Source organism: Chitinophaga sp. 9-1-y (assembly GCF_059511905.2).
Window position 1 is genome coordinate 7,198,330 of the sequence record NZ_CM197955.1, and the last position, 22,417, is coordinate 7,220,746.

Annotated in this window: 22 protein-coding genes; 10 read left to right on the forward strand and 12 right to left on the reverse strand. The window is 46.2% G+C overall.

Features of this window, described 5'->3' with window-relative positions; translation table 11 throughout:
* Window positions 1–44 precede the first annotated feature (44 nt).
* The 4 genes from AC5ZC7_RS28580 to AC5ZC7_RS28595 form a co-directional block, all read right to left on the reverse strand.
* Window positions 45–1,169 (reverse strand): efflux RND transporter periplasmic adaptor subunit, encoded by a 1,125-nt coding sequence (locus AC5ZC7_RS28580; RefSeq protein ID WP_496160824.1) that lies wholly within the window; start codon window positions 1,167–1,169, stop codon window positions 45–47.
* A gap of 48 nt (window positions 1,170–1,217) precedes the next feature.
* Complete coding sequence (locus tag AC5ZC7_RS28585; RefSeq protein ID WP_496160825.1) at window positions 1,218–4,460, reverse strand: efflux RND transporter permease subunit; 3,243 nt, start codon at window positions 4,458–4,460, stop codon at window positions 1,218–1,220.
* Window positions 4,461–4,507: 47 nt separating this feature from the next.
* Window positions 4,508–5,923, reverse strand: a complete 1,416-nt coding sequence (locus tag AC5ZC7_RS28590; protein ID WP_496160826.1) for a TolC family protein — start codon at window positions 5,921–5,923, stop codon at window positions 4,508–4,510.
* Window positions 5,924–6,038: 115 nt separating this feature from the next.
* The gene (locus AC5ZC7_RS28595; RefSeq protein ID WP_496160827.1) at window positions 6,039–6,902 is read right to left on the reverse strand and encodes a helix-turn-helix domain-containing protein; all 864 of its coding nucleotides are present in this window, start codon (window positions 6,900–6,902) and stop codon (window positions 6,039–6,041) included.
* A gap of 163 nt (window positions 6,903–7,065) precedes the next feature.
* Here AC5ZC7_RS28595 and ispG point away from each other — a divergent pair, with 163 nt between their 5' ends.
* The 6 genes from ispG (at window position 7,066) to AC5ZC7_RS28625 (ending at window position 13,041) form a co-directional block, all read left to right on the forward strand.
* Window positions 7,066–9,030 (forward strand): (E)-4-hydroxy-3-methylbut-2-enyl-diphosphate synthase, encoded by a 1,965-nt coding sequence (gene ispG, locus AC5ZC7_RS28600; protein WP_496160829.1) that lies wholly within the window; start codon window positions 7,066–7,068, stop codon window positions 9,028–9,030.
* Between the two features lie 81 nt (window positions 9,031–9,111).
* Window positions 9,112–9,480, forward strand: coding sequence for a hypothetical protein (locus tag AC5ZC7_RS28605; RefSeq protein WP_496160830.1), 369 nt, complete (start codon window positions 9,112–9,114; stop codon window positions 9,478–9,480).
* 273 nt (window positions 9,481–9,753) lie between these two features.
* Complete coding sequence (locus AC5ZC7_RS28610; RefSeq protein ID WP_496160831.1) at window positions 9,754–10,755, forward strand: c-type cytochrome; 1,002 nt, start codon at window positions 9,754–9,756, stop codon at window positions 10,753–10,755.
* Window positions 10,756–10,776: 21 nt separating this feature from the next.
* On the forward strand, window positions 10,777–11,196 hold the full coding sequence (locus AC5ZC7_RS28615; protein WP_496160832.1) for a DsrE family protein: 420 nt from the start codon (window positions 10,777–10,779) through the stop codon (window positions 11,194–11,196).
* Window positions 11,197–11,207: 11 nt separating this feature from the next.
* The gene (locus AC5ZC7_RS28620; RefSeq protein ID WP_496160833.1) at window positions 11,208–12,125 is read left to right on the forward strand and encodes an extracellular solute-binding protein; all 918 of its coding nucleotides are present in this window, start codon (window positions 11,208–11,210) and stop codon (window positions 12,123–12,125) included.
* A gap of 22 nt (window positions 12,126–12,147) precedes the next feature.
* Window positions 12,148–13,041: a LysR substrate-binding domain-containing protein gene (locus AC5ZC7_RS28625; protein WP_496160834.1), complete on the forward strand. Its 894-nt coding sequence runs from the start codon at window positions 12,148–12,150 to the stop codon at window positions 13,039–13,041.
* 16 nt (window positions 13,042–13,057) lie between these two features.
* Here the strand turns inward: AC5ZC7_RS28625 and AC5ZC7_RS28630 are convergent, their stop codons facing one another.
* The 7 genes from AC5ZC7_RS28630 to AC5ZC7_RS28660 all read right to left on the reverse strand — a co-directional run bounded on the left by AC5ZC7_RS28630 (window position 13,058) and on the right by AC5ZC7_RS28660 (window position 17,340).
* Window positions 13,058–13,564 (reverse strand): GNAT family N-acetyltransferase, encoded by a 507-nt coding sequence (locus AC5ZC7_RS28630; protein ID WP_496160835.1) that lies wholly within the window; start codon window positions 13,562–13,564, stop codon window positions 13,058–13,060.
* Window positions 13,565–13,596: 32 nt separating this feature from the next.
* Window positions 13,597–14,349 carry a metal-dependent hydrolase gene (locus tag AC5ZC7_RS28635; protein WP_496160836.1) on the reverse strand — a complete coding sequence of 251 codons (753 nt, stop codon included), beginning with the start codon at window positions 14,347–14,349 and terminating at the stop codon, window positions 13,597–13,599.
* A gap of 165 nt (window positions 14,350–14,514) precedes the next feature.
* Window positions 14,515–15,006, reverse strand: a complete 492-nt coding sequence (locus AC5ZC7_RS28640; RefSeq protein ID WP_496160837.1) for a hypothetical protein — start codon at window positions 15,004–15,006, stop codon at window positions 14,515–14,517.
* A 128-nt stretch (window positions 15,007–15,134) separates the two neighbouring features.
* Window positions 15,135–15,620, reverse strand: a complete 486-nt coding sequence (locus AC5ZC7_RS28645) for a hypothetical protein (protein WP_496160838.1) — start codon at window positions 15,618–15,620, stop codon at window positions 15,135–15,137.
* A gap of 134 nt (window positions 15,621–15,754) precedes the next feature.
* Window positions 15,755–16,225, reverse strand: a complete 471-nt coding sequence (locus tag AC5ZC7_RS28650) for a hypothetical protein (RefSeq protein ID WP_496160839.1) — start codon at window positions 16,223–16,225, stop codon at window positions 15,755–15,757.
* Window positions 16,216–16,716 (reverse strand): sigma factor-like helix-turn-helix DNA-binding protein, encoded by a 501-nt coding sequence (locus AC5ZC7_RS28655; protein WP_496160840.1) that lies wholly within the window; start codon window positions 16,714–16,716, stop codon window positions 16,216–16,218. Before AC5ZC7_RS28655 ends, AC5ZC7_RS28650 begins: the two co-directional genes overlap by 10 nt.
* A 105-nt stretch (window positions 16,717–16,821) precedes the next feature.
* Window positions 16,822–17,340 (reverse strand): GNAT family N-acetyltransferase, encoded by a 519-nt coding sequence (locus AC5ZC7_RS28660; RefSeq protein ID WP_496160841.1) that lies wholly within the window; start codon window positions 17,338–17,340, stop codon window positions 16,822–16,824.
* A gap of 140 nt (window positions 17,341–17,480) precedes the next feature.
* Between AC5ZC7_RS28660 and AC5ZC7_RS28665 the strand changes: the two genes are divergently transcribed.
* The 3 genes from AC5ZC7_RS28665 to AC5ZC7_RS28675 are packed head-to-tail and all read left to right on the forward strand — an operon-like array spanning window position 17,481 to window position 20,355.
* A complete protein-coding gene (locus AC5ZC7_RS28665) occupies window positions 17,481–18,752 on the forward strand; it encodes an acetyl-CoA hydrolase/transferase C-terminal domain-containing protein (protein ID WP_496160842.1) in 1,272 nt (423 codons plus the stop codon).
* Between the two features lie 26 nt (window positions 18,753–18,778).
* Window positions 18,779–19,786: a lipid A-modifier LpxR family protein gene (locus AC5ZC7_RS28670; RefSeq protein WP_496160843.1), complete on the forward strand. Its 1,008-nt coding sequence runs from the start codon at window positions 18,779–18,781 to the stop codon at window positions 19,784–19,786.
* A 26-nt stretch (window positions 19,787–19,812) separates the two neighbouring features.
* Window positions 19,813–20,355 carry a hypothetical protein gene (locus tag AC5ZC7_RS28675; RefSeq protein ID WP_496160844.1) on the forward strand — a complete coding sequence of 181 codons (543 nt, stop codon included), beginning with the start codon at window positions 19,813–19,815 and terminating at the stop codon, window positions 20,353–20,355.
* On the opposite strand, the gene AC5ZC7_RS28680 is transcribed toward AC5ZC7_RS28675, so the two are convergent.
* A complete protein-coding gene (locus tag AC5ZC7_RS28680; protein WP_496160845.1) occupies window positions 20,339–20,818 on the reverse strand; it encodes an SRPBCC family protein in 480 nt (159 codons plus the stop codon). The genes AC5ZC7_RS28675 and AC5ZC7_RS28680 overlap by 17 nt on opposite strands.
* A 135-nt stretch (window positions 20,819–20,953) precedes the next feature.
* Between AC5ZC7_RS28680 and AC5ZC7_RS28685 the strand changes: the two genes are divergently transcribed.
* On the forward strand, window positions 20,954–22,411 hold the full coding sequence (locus tag AC5ZC7_RS28685; RefSeq protein ID WP_496160846.1) for an Ig-like domain-containing protein: 1,458 nt from the start codon (window positions 20,954–20,956) through the stop codon (window positions 22,409–22,411).
* The last annotated feature ends 6 nt before the right edge of the window (window positions 22,412–22,417 follow it).

A 22,417-nucleotide genomic window follows, 5' to 3' on the forward strand; every position in this document is an offset into this window, starting at 1 on the left:
GTTGATTCTTCTTCCGCAAATTATTCCGCTCTTTTAAACACACATTATTTTGTGGCTGCCTGTAAAGCTGTGCCTTCTTTTATTTCATCGCTGCCATTCTGTACCAACTGATCATTGTCCGACAAATCACCGAATATCTCTACCTGTCCGTTGGATTCGTTGCCCACTTTCACAGGTACCCACAACGCTTTGTTATTCACAGATTTGATCACAAATACTTTTTCCGAGTTGGAAATGATCGCTGATTTTGGTACCACGTACACATCTTTCTTACCGGGTATCGGCACATGTACTTCTGCATACATACCTGGCAGCAGTTTGGCGTTTTTGTTAGCCACATCCATTTCCAGGATTTCAGAACGGAGTTTAACATCCAGGCTACCGGCAATACGGTTTACCTTAGCAGTAAAAGTATCTCCCGGCAATGATTTCACGGTAAAGCGAACATCTCCTGCATGTGCCGCTTCATCTGTATATACCTCAGGTACGGCAATGGATAAACGCAGTTTCTGCTGTTCTTCCAGTCTGAACAAAGGCTTGTCAGAACCCTTACCGGCCGGACCCACATAAGTGCCCGGGTGCACGTTACGCTGACTGATCACACCACCAAAAGGAGCGCGGATCACCAGGTAGCCCAGCATTTGTTGTACTTCATGGTAAGATGAGCGGGCAGATAACAATTCTGCACTGTCAGCACTCATTTTCTCAAAAGCCATATCCAGGTCGTTAGGAGAAATGGTGCCCGGTACTTTACTGGTTTTCAGCAAGCGGTCGTACGTAGCCCGACTGGCACGGAACATCGCTTCTTTGGTATGAAGACGCGACTGCGCCTCCAGTAATTGTGTATTCATTTCAGGGGCATCCAGTGTTGCCAGCACCTGGCCAGCCACTACCTGGCTACCTAAATCTACGTTCACATTTTTCACATAGCTGTTTACCTTGGCGTATAAATCGGCAAACTGGAAAGGCTTTATTTCTCCAGGCAGGCGCAGAGATCCGTCCAGCGAGCTTTTCTTCAGGTGAATAATTTTCACCTGTACATGTTGGTTCTCTGATGTGCTTTCCTCCTCTGCATGGGAACTGTGGCAGGAAGCAAAAAACAACCCTATTGGTAACAACGCAGCAGCCGTGATAACCCGATACGACCGGCTGTATTTATTTATATTCATGATATTGATATGTCGTTTAGTCATTATAGTTATACACCTGAAAATTGGTTAAACACGTGCGGCTCCTGGTACATAGTATTGGCTGTTTTCATCTTCGGGATCCAGTGATACTGATTTCACGCTGCTCTTCTTTTGTACCCACGAGAAAATCAATGGCAAAATAAACAGGGAGGCAAACGTACTGGCAATTAATCCTCCGATTACGGCACGACCCAATGGCGCTGTTTGATCGCCTGCTTCACCCAGGCCCGAGGCCATCGGTATCATCCCCGCTACCATGGCAATACTGGTCATGAGGATAGGACGTAACCGGATAGAAGTTCCTTCCAGGGCAGACCTGGTAGCATCATGATTTTCCAGCCGCAATTTCTCGGCGTTGGTAATCAGCAGGATAGCGTTCGCCACCGATACCCCCACCGACATGATGATTCCCATATAAGATTGCAGGTTCAGTGTAGACCCCGTGATCAGCAACATGATGAGCGAACCGGCCAACACCGCAGGAATGGTGGACACTACTACCAATGCCACTTTGAAAGACTGGAAGTTAGCGGCCAGCAATAACAGGATCACGATGATCGCTACTGCCAACCCGGATTGTAAACTATCCAGCGTTTCACCCAGCAGGTTCATTAAGCCGCGTTTTTCTACGGTAACGCCACGTGGCGGCTCTCCTGCCCGCTTAATAGCTGCTGCTACCGCTGCAGACGCATTACCCAGATCTTTCTTATAAATATTAGCGCCGATAGATACAATTCTTACTGCACCAATACGATCATATTCACCTACCACGGTATCCATGGCTAAAGTAGCCACATCTCCCAGGGATGGACGGGCTTTGCCTTTACTCACGGGGATCGCCGCCATATCATTCAAACTGCTCATTTCATTTTCCGGTACCGCAATCTGCACAAAATAAGAAGTGGCATTGCGTTCATCCAGCCAGTTGTTTTTTTCCGTAAAACGACTGGAAGAAGTAGATGCTGTCAACGATTTGGCGATATCTGTAATGCTTACACCCAACTGACCAGCCCTTTCCCGGTCTATATTAACACGGATAGCGGGATAGTTCATCGGTTGATTGATCTGTACATCACGGAGGTAAGGAATCTTCTTCATTTCGTCCATTACCTTGTTGGCAAACGGTACGCTTTCTTTCAGGTTTTTACCCATGATCGCAATTTCGATGGGTGTAGCGGCGCCCTGGCTCATCACTTTATCCGTGAGGTCAATAGGCTCGAAACTCATCTTCACTTCCGGCATTTGTTCATGAATACGTTTACGCAGTTTCTCCTTGAACTCGTCCATATTCACTTTGTAATCCTCTTTCAGATTTACCTGTAGTACTGCCTCATTAGGTGTGGCCATGAACAGGTAAATGGGGTTGGTGGAATAGGAAGACGGATGCGTACCTACAAAGGAGGAGGTGATGTCGATGTTTTTAGCACCGACAATCTCCTTCAAAATCTCCGTTGACTTAATAAGCATGGTTTCCGTCCGTTCCAATCTGGTACCGGTAGGTTCTTTCAGGCGTAATTGAAATTGCCCGTTATTCAGTTTAGGTAAAATGTCACGGCCTATAATACTAATACAAAGGGCTACAATGGCGAGAACGCCCAGGAAATAGGCCCCTATTACCAGTTTCCGTCTCTTCAATAATGTTTCCAGCCATCCGATAAACCGGAGTTTAAACCGGTCAAATCCAGAAATGGTTTGGGTATGTTGTTTTTCGTCAGCAATTTCTGTTTCTATATACCCGGCTGTTTTATGTACATCCCCGCTCTTTACATGTGGACGGACATGGTGTTGAAACTTATCTGCTTTCAACATCCAGTTGGCCAGAATAGGTACCAGTGTTTGAGATAACAGGTAAGATGCAATCATTGAAAACCCAATCGCCAGCGACAACGGCATGAACATGGCGCGAGGCACACCAGCCATGGTAAAGGAAGGTGCAAATACCGCGAGGATACATAACAGGATCAACAACTTAGGGAAAGCTATTTCCTGGCAGGCATGCCATACCGCCTGGGCTTTGGGTTTACCCATTTCCAGGTGCTGGTGAATATTTTCAATGGTTACTGTAGACTCATCCACCAGGATACCAATCGCCAGCGCCAATCCGCTCAGTGTCATGATATTAATGGTTTGTCCAAAGAGCTTCAATAGCATCACACCAATGATGATAGACACCGGGATGGTAATGATGACAATGTAGGCGCTGCGCCGGTCCCCGAGAAACAGGAGTACCATTAATGCTGTGAGTACCGCACCAATCACCCCTTCGCTGATCAAACTTTTTACGGCATTGATCACATATACGCTCTGGTCAAATACAAAAGATATTTTTACATCCTCCGGTAATAGCTTCTGGATATTGGGGATCGCGGCTTTCAGGTTGTTTACTACTGTCCAGGTAGAGGCATCGGCTGTTTTGATGATAGGCAGATAAACAGAACGTTTGCCATTGATAACGGCGTAACTGCTGGTAATATCGGCAGCGTCTTCTACTTTAGCCACATCTTTCACAAACACGGTAGGTCCATCGCCCATTACCAGTGGAATATTTTCAAATTCCTTTACGGTACGGATTACCGTGTTGGCGGGGGTGAGATAAGTAACATCGCCCATACGTACGTTACCGGCGGGGGAAATCTGGTTATTATCCTTGATGGCTGCTACCACCTGGTCTGCCGTAAGATTATGACTGCGCATTTGTTCGGGATCCACATGGATCACGATGGTACGGGAGTTTCCACCGAAAGGCGCCGGAGAAGTTAAGCCGGCAATACGGCTGAACGAGGGGCGTACCACTGTCATTGCCAAATCCTGCAATTCGTTGTTGGATCGTACAGGACTGCTCAGCGCCAGCTGTCCGATAGGTAGTGTACTGGCGTCAAAGCGAATGATAAAGGGCGGTTGCGTACCGGCTGGCATCGCGGAAAATGCACGATTGGCCATGGCTGTCACTTCCGCCGCCGCCTGCGCCATGTTGGTCCCTTCATAAAAAGAGATCTTGATCATGGTGAGACCCTGAATATTTTTAGCTTCAATATCCTTTACGCCTGTTACGTACAGGAAAAGGGCCTGATAGTTAGTAGCAATAAAACCTTCCATCTGTTGTGGCGACATCCCTCCATAAGGTTGAGATACGTATATGGCCGGCAGGTTGAGGTCTGGAAAGATATCTATTTTAATATCCCGCGTAGATTTAATACCAAAAAACAAAAGGCCCATCACTACTACGATGATGGCTATTGGTTTTTGTAATGCGGTTCTAATCAGATTCATATAAGTTCGTTCAGAAAATGAAAGTTTTTGTGATGCTGTCTGTTAACTTATAATTGGCCCAGGAACAGCTGTAAATCCCCTACCGTTGCGGATTTATAAAGTATCGCCTGCCATACACCATTGTAAGCAATATCTCTGTCTGTTTCTGCCCGGTTAATATTGTACAGGGCTTGCGCCAGATCGGCGATATTGGATAATCCGTTTTCGTATAAGGTACTTTTCTGGAGAAAGGCATCGCTGGCTGCTTTCAGGCCAACGGGCGCTTCCCGGTACTTCTTCACCGCATTATCTATTTGCTGCTCCGATAGTTGCAGCTGATGTTGCAGACGACTATATGTTTGATTGTATTCATTTTTTAATCCTTCTGTAGTATAGTGCTGACGTGCCACCTGTGCGTGGGTGCGCCAGAGGTCTGTTACCGTCCAGGAAAGATTCAATCCAACGAGGTAATTGGCTACCTGCGGTTTTACGCCCGACCAATATCCCTGGCTGTAATGATTGAGGTTAGCGGCATTATAGTCGTAGTCGAAACCAGAGCCACGGGTTTGCATCACGCCCATAAACGACAGGCGTGGCATGGCGTTTTTACTAAGCAGTTGCTGATTGGCTTCACTGAGTGTAACGCGGGAGCCAAATAATTTTAGCAGGGGCTGTTCTTTCAGCGACACAGAATCCTTTGCGGATACAGCTTCCAGCAATTGATTGGGTATTTTGGTCACAAAGGTGGTGTCCAGCAAGAAGTCTTGAGGAGGCACATCCATCATTTCTGCCAGCTTGTTGCTTTGTGCGTTTTCATAATTCAACGCATCTACCAGGGTCAGTTTAGCTTTGGATACTTCGGCGTTGGCAATAGAGCTGTCAACCCCGGCGCTAAGTCCATTCAAAGCCCTGGATACGATAATGTGCTGCAGGTCTTGTGCGCGTTTAAGATTGGATTCCATAGAACCTCTCAAACGCTGCGCGGCCAGCAGGTTAAGATAGGCACCGGCGATGCGTACCTGTTGTTCAAAAGTTTCCTGTTCAAGGTCGGCACGGTTGGTATTTAACTGTTCTTTGGCTGCCAATACTTTAGCATGTTGCCGGCCAAAGGTGACTACATCCCAGCTGATATTGGCGAGGTATAATCCACCGAAGGCGGAATTCCAGTTTTGTGTGGGCATAGCAGGGCCGGAAGCTCCGGTAGTCCAGCCTTTATATCCCCACATCGGGCCATTTTCTCCATTTACAGTTCCATAGCTATTTTGCGCCGAAAGATTTAAGTCAGGTAAGTATTCTCTTTTTACTGCACTGATATTTTCTGTAGCTGCTTTAGCATAGTTTTCTTTTGCCTTAATGGATTGATAATTCTTCAGTCCTGTTTGTAGTGCTTCCTGCAAGGTGAGCGGGCGGGTTTGTCCCATCAAAGCCGCTGAACTGCAGCCTGCGGCCATTACCAGCAGGCAAAGCGGTTTCCAGATGTTCATATAATAATCTATAGCGTCTAAAAAAAGCCGTTGATATAAGGGCCTGGCAAATAAGTATGCAAATATAAACCGGTGTGAGGGGTGGGTGTTAGGACAATTCAGCTATTGACTTGTACTATTTGAACATCATGTCCCGGAAGTCCTGTGGAGAAATACCTGTATTATTTTTGAAAAAGCGGCTAAAGTAAGCAGGGTCTTCAAATCCAAGCTCATAGCAGATCTCCTTGACACTTTTGTGACTAAATGCCAGGTTGCGTTTAGATTCGAGTACAATCCGGTCATGTAATAATTCGGTCACCGTACGACCGATAGAACCTTTGGTAATTTCGTTCAGTCTTTTTGGGGTAAGGGCAAAGGCATTGGCGTAAAATGTCACCTGGTGTTCACAGTGGTAATGTTGTTCCAGCAGGCGCCGCAGCTGTACTACGCGGGCATCATGAGTGAACGGCATCATGGTTTCGGCGGCATTGCGTTTCTTTTCCCGTTCTGCCAGTAACATAAAGGCATTCAGGTAGTGTTTTACAATACCCCGGCTGCAATTGGGGGCACAACTTTTTTCCCGGCTCATCAGTTCCACTAATCCATGTAAAGAGGTGGTGGTGCTGTCGCTGATCCTGATGGGGCTGTATCCATGCCAGTTATCGAACAGGGTGGTAAAGTCGTACAGTGTTTCCTTATCATGTTTGTTAGTGAAATAAAACTGCTCCGTAAAAGTGAGGAAATGCCCTTCCCGCTCACAGTCCAGTTGGTGTACCTGTCCGGGTCTGAGCAGAAAAATCATATTATCTTCCACATCATACCATACGAAATCCACCATGTGCCGGCCTTTCCCTTTGATGAACCAGAGAATCTGGAAATGATCGTGCCGGTGCGGCTGATCGGTAAGTTCATTACGGAACGTACCCAGTGGGGCTACATTAAACTGCCCTTTGAACGGCAGGTGCTGGTATGGTATATCTACGTTCTTATTCAGTAACATAAGGAGCTCAAAATTACGTTTTTATCCCCTATTTATGCCTCCCTGCTCCCGCCGTTCGTGGAATTTAATGTAGCTTTAAGGTGGTGTCAAAAATGATACTTTTTTTAATCTTTACTAAGCTGGTTTAGCTAACTTTGCTTCCGCTGGAAAACAAATAAAACGTATGCAACTTTATTGCGACTCTCTGACAGAATACAAGCGATTGGCCACACTGGAAGTAAAGGTGGGAGATCTTATTATCGGAAATTTTAACCCGATCCGCATTCAAACCATGACCACCACCGATACCATGGATACCGCCGCCACCGTGGCGCAAACCATCCGTTGTATTGAAGCGGGGGCAGAACTGGTGCGCATTACCGCTCCCAGTAAGAAAGAAGCGGATAATCTGCTGGTGATCAAAAACGAGCTGCGCAAACAAGGCTACCAGGTTCCGTTGGTGGCAGATATCCATTTTACACCTAATGCTGCCGAGATAGCAGCGCGCATCGTAGAAAAAGTGCGTGTGAATCCCGGAAACTATGTAGATAAAAAGAAATTTGAACAAATAGATTATACCGACAGCGAATACCAGGAAGAAATAGACCGCATCCGCGAACGATTTTCACCACTGGTAAAAATCTGTAAAGAATATGGTACCGCCATGCGTATCGGTACTAACCACGGCTCTCTGAGCGATCGTATCATGAGCCGCTATGGCGATACCCCCATGGGCATGGTGGAAAGCGCCATGGAGTTTTTACGCATTGCGGAACACCTGGACTACCGCAACATTATACTGAGCATGAAAGCCAGTAACCCACAGGTGATGGTACAGGCTTACCGGTTGCTGGTACAAACCATGCAGCAGGAACTAGGCCACTGCTACCCGCTGCACCTGGGCGTAACGGAGGCTGGCGACGGTGAAGATGGCCGTATTAAATCGGCTATCGGTATTGGTACTTTACTGGAAGATGGCGTAGGTGATACTATCCGGGTATCATTGACAGAAGATCCTGAATTTGAGTTACCGGTATGTAAGGATATTGTGAAACGCTATACTAACCGCGTAGACTATACGAAGATTCCTCCGGTTACCAACATTCCCTACTCTCCTTTTTCCTATCAGCGCCGGGAAACTGCACCGGTAGAGAATATCGGAGAAAAGCATGTACCCATAGTAGTGGCAGACTACAGCCATACAAAGGAATTGCAACCAGCCGACCTGACGGCTATCGGTTACCAATATGATGAACCCAGTGATAAATGGAATATCGGCGATGCAGCAGCAGACTACCTTTATACCGGTACACAGTTGCCTGCTTTCGGGTTACCAGGTACCTTAAGGGTGATAGTAGATGCGGCTTACTGGAATGGCCTTGAAAACAAACAAGAGCTGGTGCCTTATTTCACGCCAAACGAATACCTGGAAGCGTGCGAAGCCAACAGAAGAGCACCCATTAATTTTGTACAATACAACTGTAACTACCAGGAACAGGATACCCTGTCCCATACGGAATTGTTGCATCGCCTGGCTCAACCAGGTATCGCCGCCAGCACTGTGCTGGTAGCCACTGCCACCGGTAGTAATGCCATGGCTGCTATCCGACGCCTGTTCATCACGTTGCTGGAAAAAAACATTACTGTTCCTGTCATCATCCATAGTATCAGTCATCAGCCTTCGGCAGATGAACATCTGATCCATCACGCTACGGAAGCCGGGGCCTTGCTCTTGGATGGTTTTGGTGATGGCTTATGGTTAACCAATACCGTGGGAGCCCCTGCCCTGCTTACGTTAAACAACGTGGCTTTCGGCATCTTACAGGCTACCCGTACCCGCATTTCCAAAACAGAATATATTTCCTGTCCTTCTTGTGGCCGTACCCTGTTTGATTTGCAGGAAACTACCGCCAGGATCCGGGCGGTGACCCATCACCTGAAAGGCGTAAAAATTGCCATCATGGGCTGTATCGTAAACGGACCGGGGGAAATGGCGGACGCCGACTTTGGTTATGTAGGCAGCGGCGTAGGAAAAATCACCCTTTACCGGGGCAAGGAAATCGTGAAGCGTGGCTTAAACAGTGATGTTGCCGTGAATGAACTGATTAACCTGATCCGTGAAAATGGTATGTGGGTAGAGAAAAACTAATTATTAAATATTGCTTAAAAAGCCTGGTAGCGGATACATCAATGAGAAAAAAAGCTTAAATTTTCGTAAAACATATTTGATATGAAAAAGCTCCTCACCGGATTGTTGGCTATGTTTATGGGTTTAACCGTAACAATGGCGCAAACACCTGCCACTGCAACTAAAGATGTAAAGGCTAAAACAGAAAAGAAAACAGCTGCTGCTGAGAAGAAAGCAGAAGTAAAAAAAGCAAACGCTGAAAAGAAAGCTGCAGTAGCAGAAAAGAAAGTGGAAACCGCTCCAGCTGCCGCCGCCACTAAAACAAAGAAAGACGGTACTCCGGACAAACGTTTTAAAGAAAACAAAACTACCACAGCCGCTCCAGCAGCAGGACCTACCAAGAAAGATGGCACTCCTGACATGCGCTACAAAGCCAATAACAAAAATGCAGGAAAGCATAAGAAAGCATAAGCCTACCACTGCACTGCACTAAATAACTAATTATAAAAAAGGATGTATCGTTTGATACATCCTTTTTTTATGCCAGCTCCTCCTGTTTATACCCTTATTTTACCGCTGATAAAACGGGCATTTCCATTTAATGGCATTTTTTCTACTTTTAACGCTTGTGTTTTATTAACCTGTTGTCAATAACTTCTGGTTATTACTAATAGTTATTAGTTATTTGACTTCGCTTTGGTGGCAGGCTACTTTTGTATCGTAATCCACCAACCTGTAATTTTCATGGAAACCAACAAAATTCAACGTTATAAGCGGATCCTATCCAGATCTTTTGCTTGCCTGCTAATGTTAGTGATGCTGGTCGGTATTGAAACGTTTTTGCTTTGCACGCGCCACCTGACCACTGCTGACAAAACAGTTACACCTACCGCCGTAGCTGCAACACCTGCCATGTGGAGTCCACCAGCAGTGGGTACCATTCCCAACGGGGAAAAGGGCGCCACCATTCTTTATGGGCGATCCCTGATCAGCGAAACCGCCAGGTACCTGGGGCCTAAAGGCAGCGTACAAGCCATGACCAATGGCATGAATTGCCAGAATTGTCACCTGCAGTCGGGCACCAAACCATTTGGCAACAACTACAGCGCCACAGCAGCCTCCTACCCTAAATTCAGGGCCAGATCAAACAGTACTGAAACCCTTAACAAGCGCATCAGCGACTGTTTTGAGCGCAGCTTGAATGGCACTGCACCGGACAGCAACAGCAAAGAAATGTTGGCTATAAAAGCCTATATTGAGTGGTTGGGTAGTGAGGTGCCGTCCCGTACAACACCCAACGGCAATGGTATTCGCAGACCCGACTACTTATCCCGCGCAGCAGATCCGGCTAAAGGTGCCCAGGTATATCGGCAGCAATGCCAAACCTGCCACGGTAGCAACGGCGAAGGCATAAAAGCACCTGATGATATCTGCTACACCTATCCGCCACTATGGGGCCCACACAGCTATAATGATGGCGCAGGATTGTATCGTATTTCTAACTTCGCCGGCTATGTGAAATATAACATGCCTTTCGGTGTAGACTATAGTAATCCGCTGCTGACAGACGAAGAAGCCTGGGATGTGGCCGCATTCATTAATTCACAGCCAAGGCCGCATAAAGATCAGTCGGCCGACTGGCATAACGTGGATCAAAAACCTGTCGACTTCCCGTTCGGGCCTTATGGGGACGGCCTATCAGAGCAACAGCATAAATACGGACCCTTTAAAACCAAACAACATTAATCGCTAAACAATAGAAGAACCATGAAGAAAGTAATGCTCCTGCTCTGTCTCTTTAGCCTCCTGGGTACACAGTATGCCATGAGTCAGCGCAAAACGAAATACAAGGCCATTTATCAGCTCAACAGCGATGATGATAAAACCATACGAAACACCCTGCGCAACATTAAAAATGCCCTGGAAGATCCCCGCTTACAAGGTAAAATGACTATTGAGCTGGTAGCCCATGGCAGCGGCGTTACTGCCTATAAAAAGGACCATCCGTATGAATCACTGCTACAGGAACTACAGGCCAAAGGCGTATTACTGGTAGAATGTGAAAATACCATGCGGGAAAGAAATATCAGCAAAGAAGAATTGTTTCCATTCATTCAATATACCCCCAGTGGTAATGGCGAGTTAATTATCAAACAAACCGAAGGCTGGTCTTACGTACACCCATAAACGAAAACATCATGAAATACTTTGCAATTGTGCTGATGGTCATCCTACTATTGGCGGGGGGACTGCATGCCCAGGATCATCGTTTTGACCCACCCTGGAACACACCACCAGCAGGCGGTGTATCCTTTACCGTACCCGGTATTGACAATGTTCCTGATTTATACGGCGACATTATTGACCCGCAACTGGTCATCTTTTTTGCCGGTAACCAGTTTATGGTGATCGACTCGCTGATCCATGATTTTAAGAAAGCTTACCCCCAATATCAGCGTGTGTTTGCCGAAACGCTGCCACCCGGGATCCTGGCACAGCAAATTCTCACTGGCTCACTGGTACTGGGTAACCTGCGGATAGCCGTACAACCCGATATCTATACCGCCGGCAAAAACCGCATAGATCAGCTAAAAGACAGCTTCTCACTGGTAAAAAACTATGCAGGCAATACCCTGGCCATTATGGTACACAAAGGCAATCCTAAAAAAGTAAACCGCCTGGCAGACCTGGCCCGCAAAGATGTTAGGGTGAGTATGCCCAATCCTGCCTGGGAAGGCATCGGCAAGCGGATAGAAGCCGCCTATGTGAAGGCTGGCGGTACAGCATTGCAGCAAGCCATTATGAAAGAAAAGTTGGCCAAAGGCGGTACCTACCTCACTAAAATACATCATCGGGAAACACCTTTACGCATCCTTTATCAACAGGCAGATGCCGGCCCGGTATGGTTTACAGAAGCCTGGTACCAGCAAATGATCGGGCACCCGGTAGATCTTATCCGCATACCCGCTGCCGAAAACATACAGGCGTCTTATTGGGCCGGTATCCTGAAAAGCGCTCCACACCAGCAAGCAGCAAAAGATTTCATGAACTTCCTGTTAGGCCCGCAGGGACAAGGTATTTATAAACACTTTGGCTTCACGCCACCGGAGATGTAAGGTTATTTTGTATTTTTAGTGCATGTTCGATTTCAGACTCAAGGTATTTCATACCGTCGCCAAACGCCTTAGCTTCACCAAAGCTGCAGAGGAATTATATATTTCACAACCTGCTGTTACCAAGCATATACATGAATTGGAGCAGCAATTGGGAATGGCGATGTTTGAAAGAATCGGCAACAAAATAAAAATGACCCGCGCCGGGATGCTGGTAATGCACCATGCGGAAATTATTTTCACTGATTACCGTAACCTTGAATACGACGTTAATCAGCTGAAACATATGCAGGGCGGACTATTGCCCATAGGCGCCAGTACTACCATTGCGCAGTATCTCATACCGCCTTTGCTGGCTAAGTTTAACCAACGGTATCCCGATGTAAAAACATCGCTGACCAACGGTAATACCGAACAAATAGAACAAGCCCTGTTTGAAAAAAGTATTCAGCTGGGTATCATAGAAGGCAGTTCCAAAAATCCATTGCTGAAATATGTGGAGTTTGCAAAAGATGAAATAGTACTGGTAGGCAATGTAAAACACAAATATGGTAACGGCGAACCCTTATCACCGGCCGATTTGAAAACCATTCCGTTATTGATGCGGGAACATGGCTCCGGTACGCTGGAAGTGATTACAGAAGAACTGAAACGACTCAAACTAAAGATCACTGACCTGAACATTGCCATGTATATGGGTAGTACGGAAAGTATCAAATCATACCTGCACCATTCGCCCTGTGCTGCCTTTATCTCTTTACAGGCAGTGCAGCGCGAACTGGAGCTGGGAGAGTTTACCATTTTGCCAGTAAAGAATTTTAAACTGGTGCGGAAGCTGCATTTCACTTATTTACAGGGGCTACAGGACAAGCTTTGCCAGCTCTTTATCCGTTTTGCGAAGCAAAATATAACCGAATAACGGCCGCGCTGCTACGTTAATTGTTTAGCAGATGCCAATGCAGCATTTCACCGGAGGAGTCCGTTTCCTCCATCCCCAGGTGTTGCAATACTTTCATGGAAGCAATATTGGTGACATCACATTCCGCGATCAGTTTTCTGACATGTGGTTGTTGGAATGCCCATTCTACCAGTGCCGTAGCGGCTTCCCGCATATATCCTTTACGCCGGTAAGCTGGTAGCAGGGCGTACCCAATTTCTATCACTCCATTTTTATCCGGGCGGCCTTTAAAGCCCACATCTCCTATTACACTTTGCGCTTCTTTGGATACAATAATCCATAACATCCACGGAAATGATTTGGGATCATGTTGCAACAGTTCAATAAAATGCGGCAACTGTTCTTTCAGGTCTGGTTGCGGCCACTCATCCGGAATGGTGGCCTGTATTGCTTCCGGGGCATGCGGATGCCGCAGATATATTTCCGTTAGCAAAGGCAAACGGCAAGGATACATGAACAAGCGTGCAGTACTAAGGGGTAACATAAATCTGAATTTGACGTCAACTATAATCTTCGCTACCGATATCGCGATTTAATAATGCTGGTATCTAATACCTCTCCAGGTTTCAGTGCGTGAATCTTCAACCGGCTGACATCTTCCGTCAGCGCCGCTAATTTTTCAGGAGTCCCGGTAAGTGTATTCATAGACCCATAATGACAAGGAATTACATGCTTTACTTTCAACAGGCGAATGGCAAAAGCGGCTTCCAGTGGTCCCATGGTAAAACGGTCGCCAATAGGCAGAATAGCGATATCTGGTTCATAAATTTCTCCTATTAGTTCCATATCGCCAAATACGGAGGTATCGCCGGAAAAGTATACAGATACATCATCACTTGTCCACACAATAAAGCCGTTGCTGGCATGCGGATAACCTATTTTACCGTCCGGCAAATTGATATGTGCAAAATGGAATGCATTAGTCATGGTTATTTTTGCATCCAGGATACTAACGGTACCACCGGCATTCATTCTCTCAAATACATGATCCGGCACGCCCTGCTCCTGCAGGTAAAACCTTACAATCGGGTTGGCAATTACTTTAGGAGACCGGGTGCGTATAATATCCACTATTTTACTATCCAGGTGATCACTATGCCCGTGGGTAATCAATATCAGGTCTATCTTCTCCGGCACTTGCAGATCTGCGGGCAAAAAGGGATTATTGGTGTACCAGGGATCCAGCAGGATAACATGGCCTTCCGGTGTAGTAATCTGAAAACTGGCGTGCGCCAGGAACTGAATCTGGGAATGGGACTGCGCGCTCATAGTTCATTTATTAACTATCTAAATATACTATTAATTTAGAGCAGAAAACTGAAAGCGTAAAGCAAAAAGCTATTGAGGCGATTGATAAAAGCGAGTATCTAAACTACTCATCCGCTCTTATCAATCGCCTCAATAGCTTTTTGCTTTCGGCTTTATGCTTTCTGCTTATTTACGTTGCAATGTATAAATGATCGCCGCGTTCTTATTTTCGAAGTTTACGTTAGCTCTCCAGGTCATGGTGCTACCAGCGCCTGTTACATCTACTCTGTAGCCGGTAGTTACATTTTTGGCTTTATCTCCGCTGTACAGTTTTTTGAAGCCCAACTGGGTAACGCCACCTGATTTGGTGAGGGTCCATGCGATGTTCTGGGTTACTGCGTTGCAACCATTTTCTGTAGAAGAAATGGTGTAGGAAGCTGCAGCCCAGTTATCCGGGAATATCCACTGGCTACCAATAAAGCATTTCGCATTAGCTTCATCAAATACGGTTACTTTAGCGTTATCGGGAATGCCTTCGTATTTAATATCGGTTAAAACCCAGTTACCTTTTACGGCAGCTTTATTAATCTCTGTTGTAACACCTTGTTTCGGGGAGCAGGAAGTTGCAAAAACGGCTACAATTGCCATCAATAATGCTGCAAATGAAAATTTTCTCATGGGAAATTAGTTTGTGTGTTTAAATGCCATAGTATTCAACACGCAGTTATCAAATAAGGTTTTATAACAGCAAGAATACAGCGGCAAGTTCAGCATTTACAAGAAACGTACCAAATGAAAGTAGCGCATTAAGGGGTAGCAGGGGCGAGAGTATTGACCTGGGGAACTTTGAGCTTTATGAGTATGTCTTCCAGTTGCTCAGCGCGACGGGAAAAATACCAGGTACTGGCCATCAGGGCCATGGTTAATACTGCCATGGCAATAAAAGCACAGCGCCACCACATGCTCACGGATATTCTTCTATTCCAGAAGGGTTCCAGGCGTATATAGGTAGAACCGGGATTCGTACGTTCATTATAGTTACCCCAGCTGCGGTGTTGCTGCCCTTTGTCTTCTCTAATGCGCTGTAAGACGTTATCTCTCAGCACAAGCGGCGGCATTACGGCTTCTTCAAGCAGTTTGCCTTCGATCCGCAATTCAGCGGCAGTTACTTCCAGTTCCAGCAGTGGGTAAATTTCCCGTAGGCGGAATAATTCTTCTTCCTGTTCAGGTGAAGTGAGGCCCAGCAGGTAACGCTCAATAATGCCACTTTCTATATAATCACTAATGTTCAAAATATTCCTTTACAAAAACAGGCAAATACAAAATATAATTAATAAATGCCATATCAATAGATACGTCAAATCCTGAATGCATGGATTTTCAAATTGAGAAAATATTTTTAAATAACGTGCTTCCGCTGGAAAAATTACACCCAATTGGAAGGTGTTTGTTCCTGTTTAACCGGTTGGTGATGGTTAAAGCTGTGCTGCTCCTGCGACATACGGTATTTGAGATAATAAAAAATGGCCAGGAAGAGGAATACTTTTGACATGATGAAGAAGATAATAAAAAATATCTTCCACCAGCGGTGAACGGTGATATGGCTACCGTCTTTAGGCTGAATGTTAATAAAGGTATAGTTGGAAGAAGGATCAGCATAGGCATGGCCTTGTTCCCAACGGATTTTTTGCAACACGCGATCGCGTATTTCCACGGGAGGCATGGCTGGTTCATCGAACGCAGCTCTTTCCAGGCGGCGTTCCACGAATTCCACTTCGGTATCCAGTTCCGGATACAGTCGTCTCATGTGCTGCAGCTCCTCTACTTCTGCGTCAGAAGCAAGGCCGAGTACAAAGGACTCGATAATACCGCTCTCTATGTAGAATTTTAGCTCCACGTATTTTTAAGGAATTGTCTGAAAGATTTCATTGCATCTCCCAGGATGTCATTTATTTGCGCCTCCGGCAATGCCAGTAAGCGCGCTATCGTTGTGATTGATAATCCTTTAAAGTAACTAAGCCGGAATACTTGTTGTTGGTCAACCGGCAACATTAAACAAAAGCGTTGTAATACGCCCTCCTCCAGTTTCATTAGCCCTACCCCGGTTAAGGCGGTTTCCGGGAGTGCTTCTTTAATGGCTAATTCTCTTGTTTTACGCATTAGCCATGCAAATAACGTCTTGTGGCCGGATGTATGGAATGTTCCAATGTGTTGAAAAACCCAGGTAAATACTCTTACCATTACATCATCCGCTCTTTCTTTTACTGGTACCAACTGCAGCACTATTGCATAAAGCGCTCCTGCGTAGCGGTCGTACAACAATTCTTTTGCCGCAGGATCCCCTATCACCAAACGCTCAATGAGCACTTGTTCACTTATATGTGCCAAATCACGCCGCAAAGAAGTTGTGTACCAGGTTTTAAGAATGCTAAAATAACGAATAAATTCATGTACACGTCACAACAGCTAATATGAATTTATCAACATATAAAGCTAAAATGGATAACTTTTGGTCAAATCCATCCGGTACAGCCAGTATTGCTGCCCTAAGCGGGTTTCCAGCTCGCGGACAATGGAAAACCCCAGAGAGCTATACAGGTGGCGGGCATCCGGCATAATGGTACTGGTATGCAAGCCCAGGATTTTCTCCCCGCTGGCGGTTGCTTGTTCAATACACATCCTGGTTAACTGCCGGGCTATACCCTTACCCCTGTAGGCAGGATGCACTCCCAACAAACGGATATGCGCCCAATCGGCCGGATAGGGTGGCCTTTCTTCACCGGAGCGCACCAGGAATACTACCCCCGCCAACTCTTTACCTGCATCACATACAAAAGTAGTGGCCATACCCATCAACGCTTCCAGTCCGGATAAATTGCTCAAGTTCTTTTTCATGTTTTCCCAATGTTCCGGTTCCAGCATAGTTTCAAACTGTCCGTAACTCTGTAAAGAGACGTCCCGGATAGCCACTATATCTGCGGTCTCCGCCAGCCTGTAGTTTAGTGTATCCATCACCGTTATTTTAAATTTGAGGTCCAACAATTTCAGCCATTGTTTGTTGACAATAGGCAGGTTATAAGGTTAAATTTACAATATGACTTTGCTCATAGTTAATTTTTCTACCGCACGATAATTTTGAGAAAAATACCAGCATGTCTTACACGTCAATTGATGCAGCCGTATCACTCATCCAGTCAGGCCAAACCGTATTTATACATACCGCCGCAGCCACTCCCAGGGAGTTGGTTCGCGCCATGAGCGCCCGCAGTCACGAACTTAAACAGGTACGCCTGGTGAGCATTCATACCGAATGGGAAGCCCCTTATGCAGAGCCGGAACATGCCCATGCTTTCCAGATAGACGCTTTTTTTGTTGGTAAAAATATCCGGAAAGCCGTGAACGAAGGAAGGGCCAATTATGTTCCCATGTTTCTCAGTGAAATTCCCCGCTACTTCCGCACCTGTGAACAACCCATCGATGTTGCCCTTATCTCCGTATCTCCACCGGATAGAAACGGCTACTGTACGCTGGGCGTATCCTGCGATATCAGTAAAGCTGCTGTAGATGTCGCTAAAATTATTATTGCAGAAGTAAATCCGCAAATGCCCAGGGTATTGGGCGATGGCGTGATTCACATTTCCCGGATCACCGCTGCTGTAGAAGTAGACTATCCTATTTATGCCCAGAAAGTTAATCCTCCCAGTCATATCGAATTATCCATAGGCCGGCATGTAGCCTCCCTGATAGACGACCGCGCCACCCTGCAAATGGGGATCGGCGGTATTCCCAACGCAGTATTGCAATGCCTGGCCAACCACAAAGACCTGGGCATCCACACGGAAATGTTTTCCGATGGTATTATTGATTTGGTGGAACGGGGCGTTATTACCGGCAAATACAAAACCGTACACCCCGGCTTACTGATTTCCAGCTTTGCCATCGGCAGTCAACGGCTATACGATTTTATGGACACCAACCTGATCATGCGCCTCATGGATGTGGAATATGTAAATAACCCCTCTACCATCCGGAAAAACCCTAAAGTAACTGCTATCAATAGTGCGATTGAAATAGATATCTTCGGGCAGGTATGCGCAGACTCTATTGGATTCAGGCAGTACAGCGGCGTAGGCGGACAAATGGACTTCATGCGGGGAGCTGCGCTTTCCCAGGATGGTAAGCCCATTATAGCTATACCGGCTGCTACGTCCAAAGGGATTTCCCGTATTGTGTCCCGGCTGCAACCCGGCGCCAGCGTGGTAACTACCCGGGCACACGTACATTATGTGGTGACAGAATATGGTATTGCACACCTGTTGGGGAAAAACCTCAAACAGCGTGCACAAGCCCTTATCAACATTGCGCACCCGGATCACCGTGAACAACTGGAAAAAGATGCCTTTGAGATATTCAAGGTTTTCTGATGCCCGTATGCTTAAATACCCGCTGCATGAAGAAAATATTACTCCTTCTACTGCTTTGTGCCGCTCTAAAGGTAACGTCCGGGCAAATCACCCAGGATGCTACCAAACAATTAAGGATATACGAAGACGATGACTTTTTCAATGTTTGGGGACGGGGTACCGATCGTGGCTATAGCAATGGCTCCCAGGTAGGCTATCTCTATATGAAAAAAAAGAAATCGGTGTTACTGGATAAATGGATCCTTCCCGTAGCCGGCTCCAATGCCATCAATGTGTTTGAATGGGATTTGATGCAGATCATGATTACCCCCAACCAGATTGCCGACAGCAGTTTCATTCCATCAGACTTTTACTATGCCGGAGCTTTGTTTGCCACCCATGGCCTTACCTCTTATAACCCCGAAAAGAAATACAGCTTTCATTCGGAACTGGTATTCGGCATACTGGGCCCTTGGGCATTTGCCAAAGAAACACAAACCTTCTTTCATCACCTCATCGGCTATCAGCCGCCCCGGGGCTGGGAATACCAGGTCCCCAATGCGCCGTTGCTCAATTACAATTTCACCTATGAAGTGATGCTATGGAACCCGCTAAAAAGCCTGGAGATCTTAGGCAGCGTCAACGGGAAAATTGGTACCATGACTACCGCCCTCAGTGCCTTGTCTTACATCCGTTACGGTCTTTTTAATCCGTACTTCGGTAACCGGGACCTGGCAACTGGCACCCACAAAAGGTTTCAGCTATATGCGATGGCCCGCCCACAATTTACGCTCACCGCCTATAATGCATTGTTACAGGGAGGTATTTTTAAGTCGACAGATACTAACTTTGAGCAACTGGAAGGCAATCAGCAAACACATATGCGGCGCTGGTCTATTGGTATGGATTATGGCATTGGTATTGTAATTAACCGCATGAGCCTTCTTTATACCCAGAAAACACATACAGAATGGATGAGTGGTACGGGCAAACATTCGGTGGGTAACATCACCCTGTTGATTCCCATCTCCTGTAAAACTATTATTGACAAATAGCGTTATTTACCCAAAAATATACTCTCATGCACATTAAACTATTCGTACTTTCCATTTGTACCCTGGCAGTTGTTTCCTGCGCGAACAACGGGAAAAAAACGGACACTGATTCTACCAACAATGATAACGATACTACACTGGACGTGCAGGCATCGGCAGAAAGTCCGCTGGATGTAAAGCCGCTGTCGGGCTATTTTGTAAAAAATACCATTACTGTAAAAGATAGCCTAACGTTCTGGGTCATTGATAACCAGGCCTCTTTCGACAGCTTATTTGGCGTGGCTAAAACCATGAATAATACCATTGACCAGCCAGACTTCGGAACCCAGATAGTGGTAGCCGCTACCATGCCTCCTACTTACTATGGCACTCAAATACAGCTGGCATCTGCCACTTCGGATAATACCAACAATAACGCTTCCCTGCATTTCGCCGCTGCCGGCAACCCGGAAAAAGGCTCGTCATCCATTGTGCCGCTGTGGTTGGGCGCAGTACCCAAAACAGGCAAAAGTACTTTTAAGCTGTTTACCGGAGATAATTTAACCAGCACGATTACGACACAACAGTAGGCAACCCAAAAATTTTCACAACTGCCTGGTGCCTGTAGGCAAACAGGTTGTCCAGCTGTTTTTTCACAAACAGCCAGTGAGCCAGCTTTCCGAGCCAGCCAAAAGGGAGTTTGTAATGCACGATATCCGTCATTTTAACGCCTCCGGGCACCATTTCAAAATGATGCTCATGGTGCCACAGGCGGTAGGGACCCACCCGTTGCTCATCTACAAAATAATCGAGATAAGCTACATGGGTAATCTCTGTCATCCACTCCAGGGGGATACCTGCAATGGGCGCCACCGTATATGTAATAATCTGTCCGGGATACACCTGGCCTGTATGGGGAAGGGATGTTTCCCTAAAGCGCATGCCAGGGGGTGTGATATGGGACAGGTTACCGGGAGTGGAGAAATAATTCCATACATCTTCCGGAGAAGCGGGGATGATCTGGGTATGCCGTAATGAATAAATACTGGCCATAGAAAAGAAGGTTAAAGCAGAAAGCCACCACAGCGAAGATAGCAGCAAATACCTTACAAATAACAGAAATGCTCCTATCTTCGCTGCGGTAGTATTCTGCTTTTTGCTTTATGCTTTCTGCTTTATCTTCGTTATATGAATCAATTCTTCCGGAGCTGGGTTTTCTGGCTGATGTTTATTATCGTTTCCATTTCATTTACGCGATGCGCCAACATTGTACCGCCCAGTGGCGGACCAAGGGACAGCTTACCTCCTGTATTGCTGCAGGTAACGCCCCGCGACTCTACCCTTCACTTTCATAGTAAAAAGGTAACCTTCATATTTGATGAATATGTGGAACTGGACAATGTAAATGACAAGCTGATTGTATCGCCTACCTTGAAACGTCCGCCTATTGTTACTGCCAAGCTGCATACGGTTACCCTGGAAATCAAAGATACCCTGGTAGCCAATACAACGTATACCTTCAACTTTGCCGATGCCATCCGGGATATTAATGAACGGAATATTGTGCAGGACTTTCAATATGTAGTGTCTACCGGCGATTACCTGGATAGCTTACAGGTAAGCGGTCACCTGATAGATGCAGAGAATGGGAAAGTAGACAGTAACGTGGCGGTGATGTTGTACCGCGACCTGACGGATTCCATTGTTTCCAAAGAGAAACCAGTATACTACGCCAAAACCAGGGCGGATGGATCTTTCCGTTTTAAAAACATTGCGCCTGGTGCCTATAAAATCTTTGCCCTGAAAGAAGAAGACCGCGACCTGCAATATAACCAGCCAACAGAAATGATTGCCTTTGTGGAAGAGCCGCTGGTATTGAAGGAAAGCAACGTTGCGGATGTGAATATGTTACTGTTTATGGAAACAGATAGTACCATAAAACCGCCTCCGGAGCCGATTGACTCTACCGACATCCAACAGGAAGATGAGGAAAAGAAAAAGAAAAAACTACCGAAGTTAACGGCTACAGCGTCTCTCGAAGGAGGCTTACAGGAATTGCCTAAACCATTGAAAATCACGTTTTCACTACCACTCAGAAACCTGGACAGCAATCGGATCATTTTAGGGGAAGACAGCGCTTACAACCCGGTTACCTTTACCAATACCATGGATTCTACCAAAACCCAGTGGACTATTGGTTATACCTGGAAAGAAGGTACACCGTACCGGCTGATTATACCCAATGATGGCCCTACAGATACCGCAGGACAACACCTGGCCCGGGCAGATACAATCCGGTTCAGGACCAAGAAAGTATCCGACTATTCCATTTTTGCGCTCACGGAACTGAATATCAGTGATAGTACTAAATCCGCTATTAATGACAGTACCATGCAGTATGTTGTGCAGTTGGTACAAGATAAAACCGTTAAATATTCCGGTACCGTGGTGAATGGTAAATGGAGCCAGCGTTTCATTACGCCGGGTGAATATGAAGTAAGGCTATTGCTGGATGCCAATGGTAACGGCAAGTGGGACCGCGGTAAATACTATACCCATCCACGGAAGCAGCCGGAGCGGGTGATTGTTATTGAGAAAATTAATCTCAAAGCCAACTGGACCCTTCCTAAGAAAATAAGTATTTAAAAAAAT

What these genes read in the sequence shown, in the direction of transcription:
- AC5ZC7_RS28580 (WP_496160824.1), bottom strand. Translation starts at nt 1,169, where the DNA reads ATGAATATAAATAAATACAGCCGGTCGTATCGGGTTATCACGGCTGCT.
- AC5ZC7_RS28585 (WP_496160825.1), bottom strand. Translation starts at nt 4,460, where the DNA reads ATGAATCTGATTAGAACCGCATTACAAAAACCAATAGCCATCATCGTA.
- AC5ZC7_RS28590 (WP_496160826.1), bottom strand. Translation starts at nt 5,923, where the DNA reads ATGAACATCTGGAAACCGCTTTGCCTGCTGGTAATGGCCGCAGGCTGC.
- AC5ZC7_RS28595 (WP_496160827.1), bottom strand. Translation starts at nt 6,902, where the DNA reads ATGTTACTGAATAAGAACGTAGATATACCATACCAGCACCTGCCGTTC.
- ispG (WP_496160829.1), top strand. Translation starts at nt 7,066, where the DNA reads ATGCAACTTTATTGCGACTCTCTGACAGAATACAAGCGATTGGCCACA.
- AC5ZC7_RS28605 (WP_496160830.1), top strand. Translation starts at nt 9,112, where the DNA reads ATGAAAAAGCTCCTCACCGGATTGTTGGCTATGTTTATGGGTTTAACC.
- AC5ZC7_RS28610 (WP_496160831.1), top strand. Translation starts at nt 9,754, where the DNA reads ATGGAAACCAACAAAATTCAACGTTATAAGCGGATCCTATCCAGATCT.
- AC5ZC7_RS28615 (WP_496160832.1), top strand. Translation starts at nt 10,777, where the DNA reads ATGAAGAAAGTAATGCTCCTGCTCTGTCTCTTTAGCCTCCTGGGTACA.
- AC5ZC7_RS28620 (WP_496160833.1), top strand. Translation starts at nt 11,208, where the DNA reads ATGAAATACTTTGCAATTGTGCTGATGGTCATCCTACTATTGGCGGGG.
- AC5ZC7_RS28625 (WP_496160834.1), top strand. Translation starts at nt 12,148, where the DNA reads ATGTTCGATTTCAGACTCAAGGTATTTCATACCGTCGCCAAACGCCTT.
- AC5ZC7_RS28630 (WP_496160835.1), bottom strand. Translation starts at nt 13,564, where the DNA reads ATGTTACCCCTTAGTACTGCACGCTTGTTCATGTATCCTTGCCGTTTG.
- AC5ZC7_RS28635 (WP_496160836.1), bottom strand. Translation starts at nt 14,349, where the DNA reads ATGAGCGCGCAGTCCCATTCCCAGATTCAGTTCCTGGCGCACGCCAGT.
- AC5ZC7_RS28640 (WP_496160837.1), bottom strand. Translation starts at nt 15,006, where the DNA reads ATGAGAAAATTTTCATTTGCAGCATTATTGATGGCAATTGTAGCCGTT.
- AC5ZC7_RS28660 (WP_496160841.1), bottom strand. Translation starts at nt 17,340, where the DNA reads ATGGATACACTAAACTACAGGCTGGCGGAGACCGCAGATATAGTGGCT.
- AC5ZC7_RS28665 (WP_496160842.1), top strand. Translation starts at nt 17,481, where the DNA reads ATGTCTTACACGTCAATTGATGCAGCCGTATCACTCATCCAGTCAGGC.
- AC5ZC7_RS28670 (WP_496160843.1), top strand. Translation starts at nt 18,779, where the DNA reads ATGAAGAAAATATTACTCCTTCTACTGCTTTGTGCCGCTCTAAAGGTA.
- AC5ZC7_RS28675 (WP_496160844.1), top strand. Translation starts at nt 19,813, where the DNA reads ATGCACATTAAACTATTCGTACTTTCCATTTGTACCCTGGCAGTTGTT.
- AC5ZC7_RS28680 (WP_496160845.1), bottom strand. Translation starts at nt 20,818, where the DNA reads ATGGCCAGTATTTATTCATTACGGCATACCCAGATCATCCCCGCTTCT.
- AC5ZC7_RS28685 (WP_496160846.1), top strand. Translation starts at nt 20,954, where the DNA reads ATGAATCAATTCTTCCGGAGCTGGGTTTTCTGGCTGATGTTTATTATC.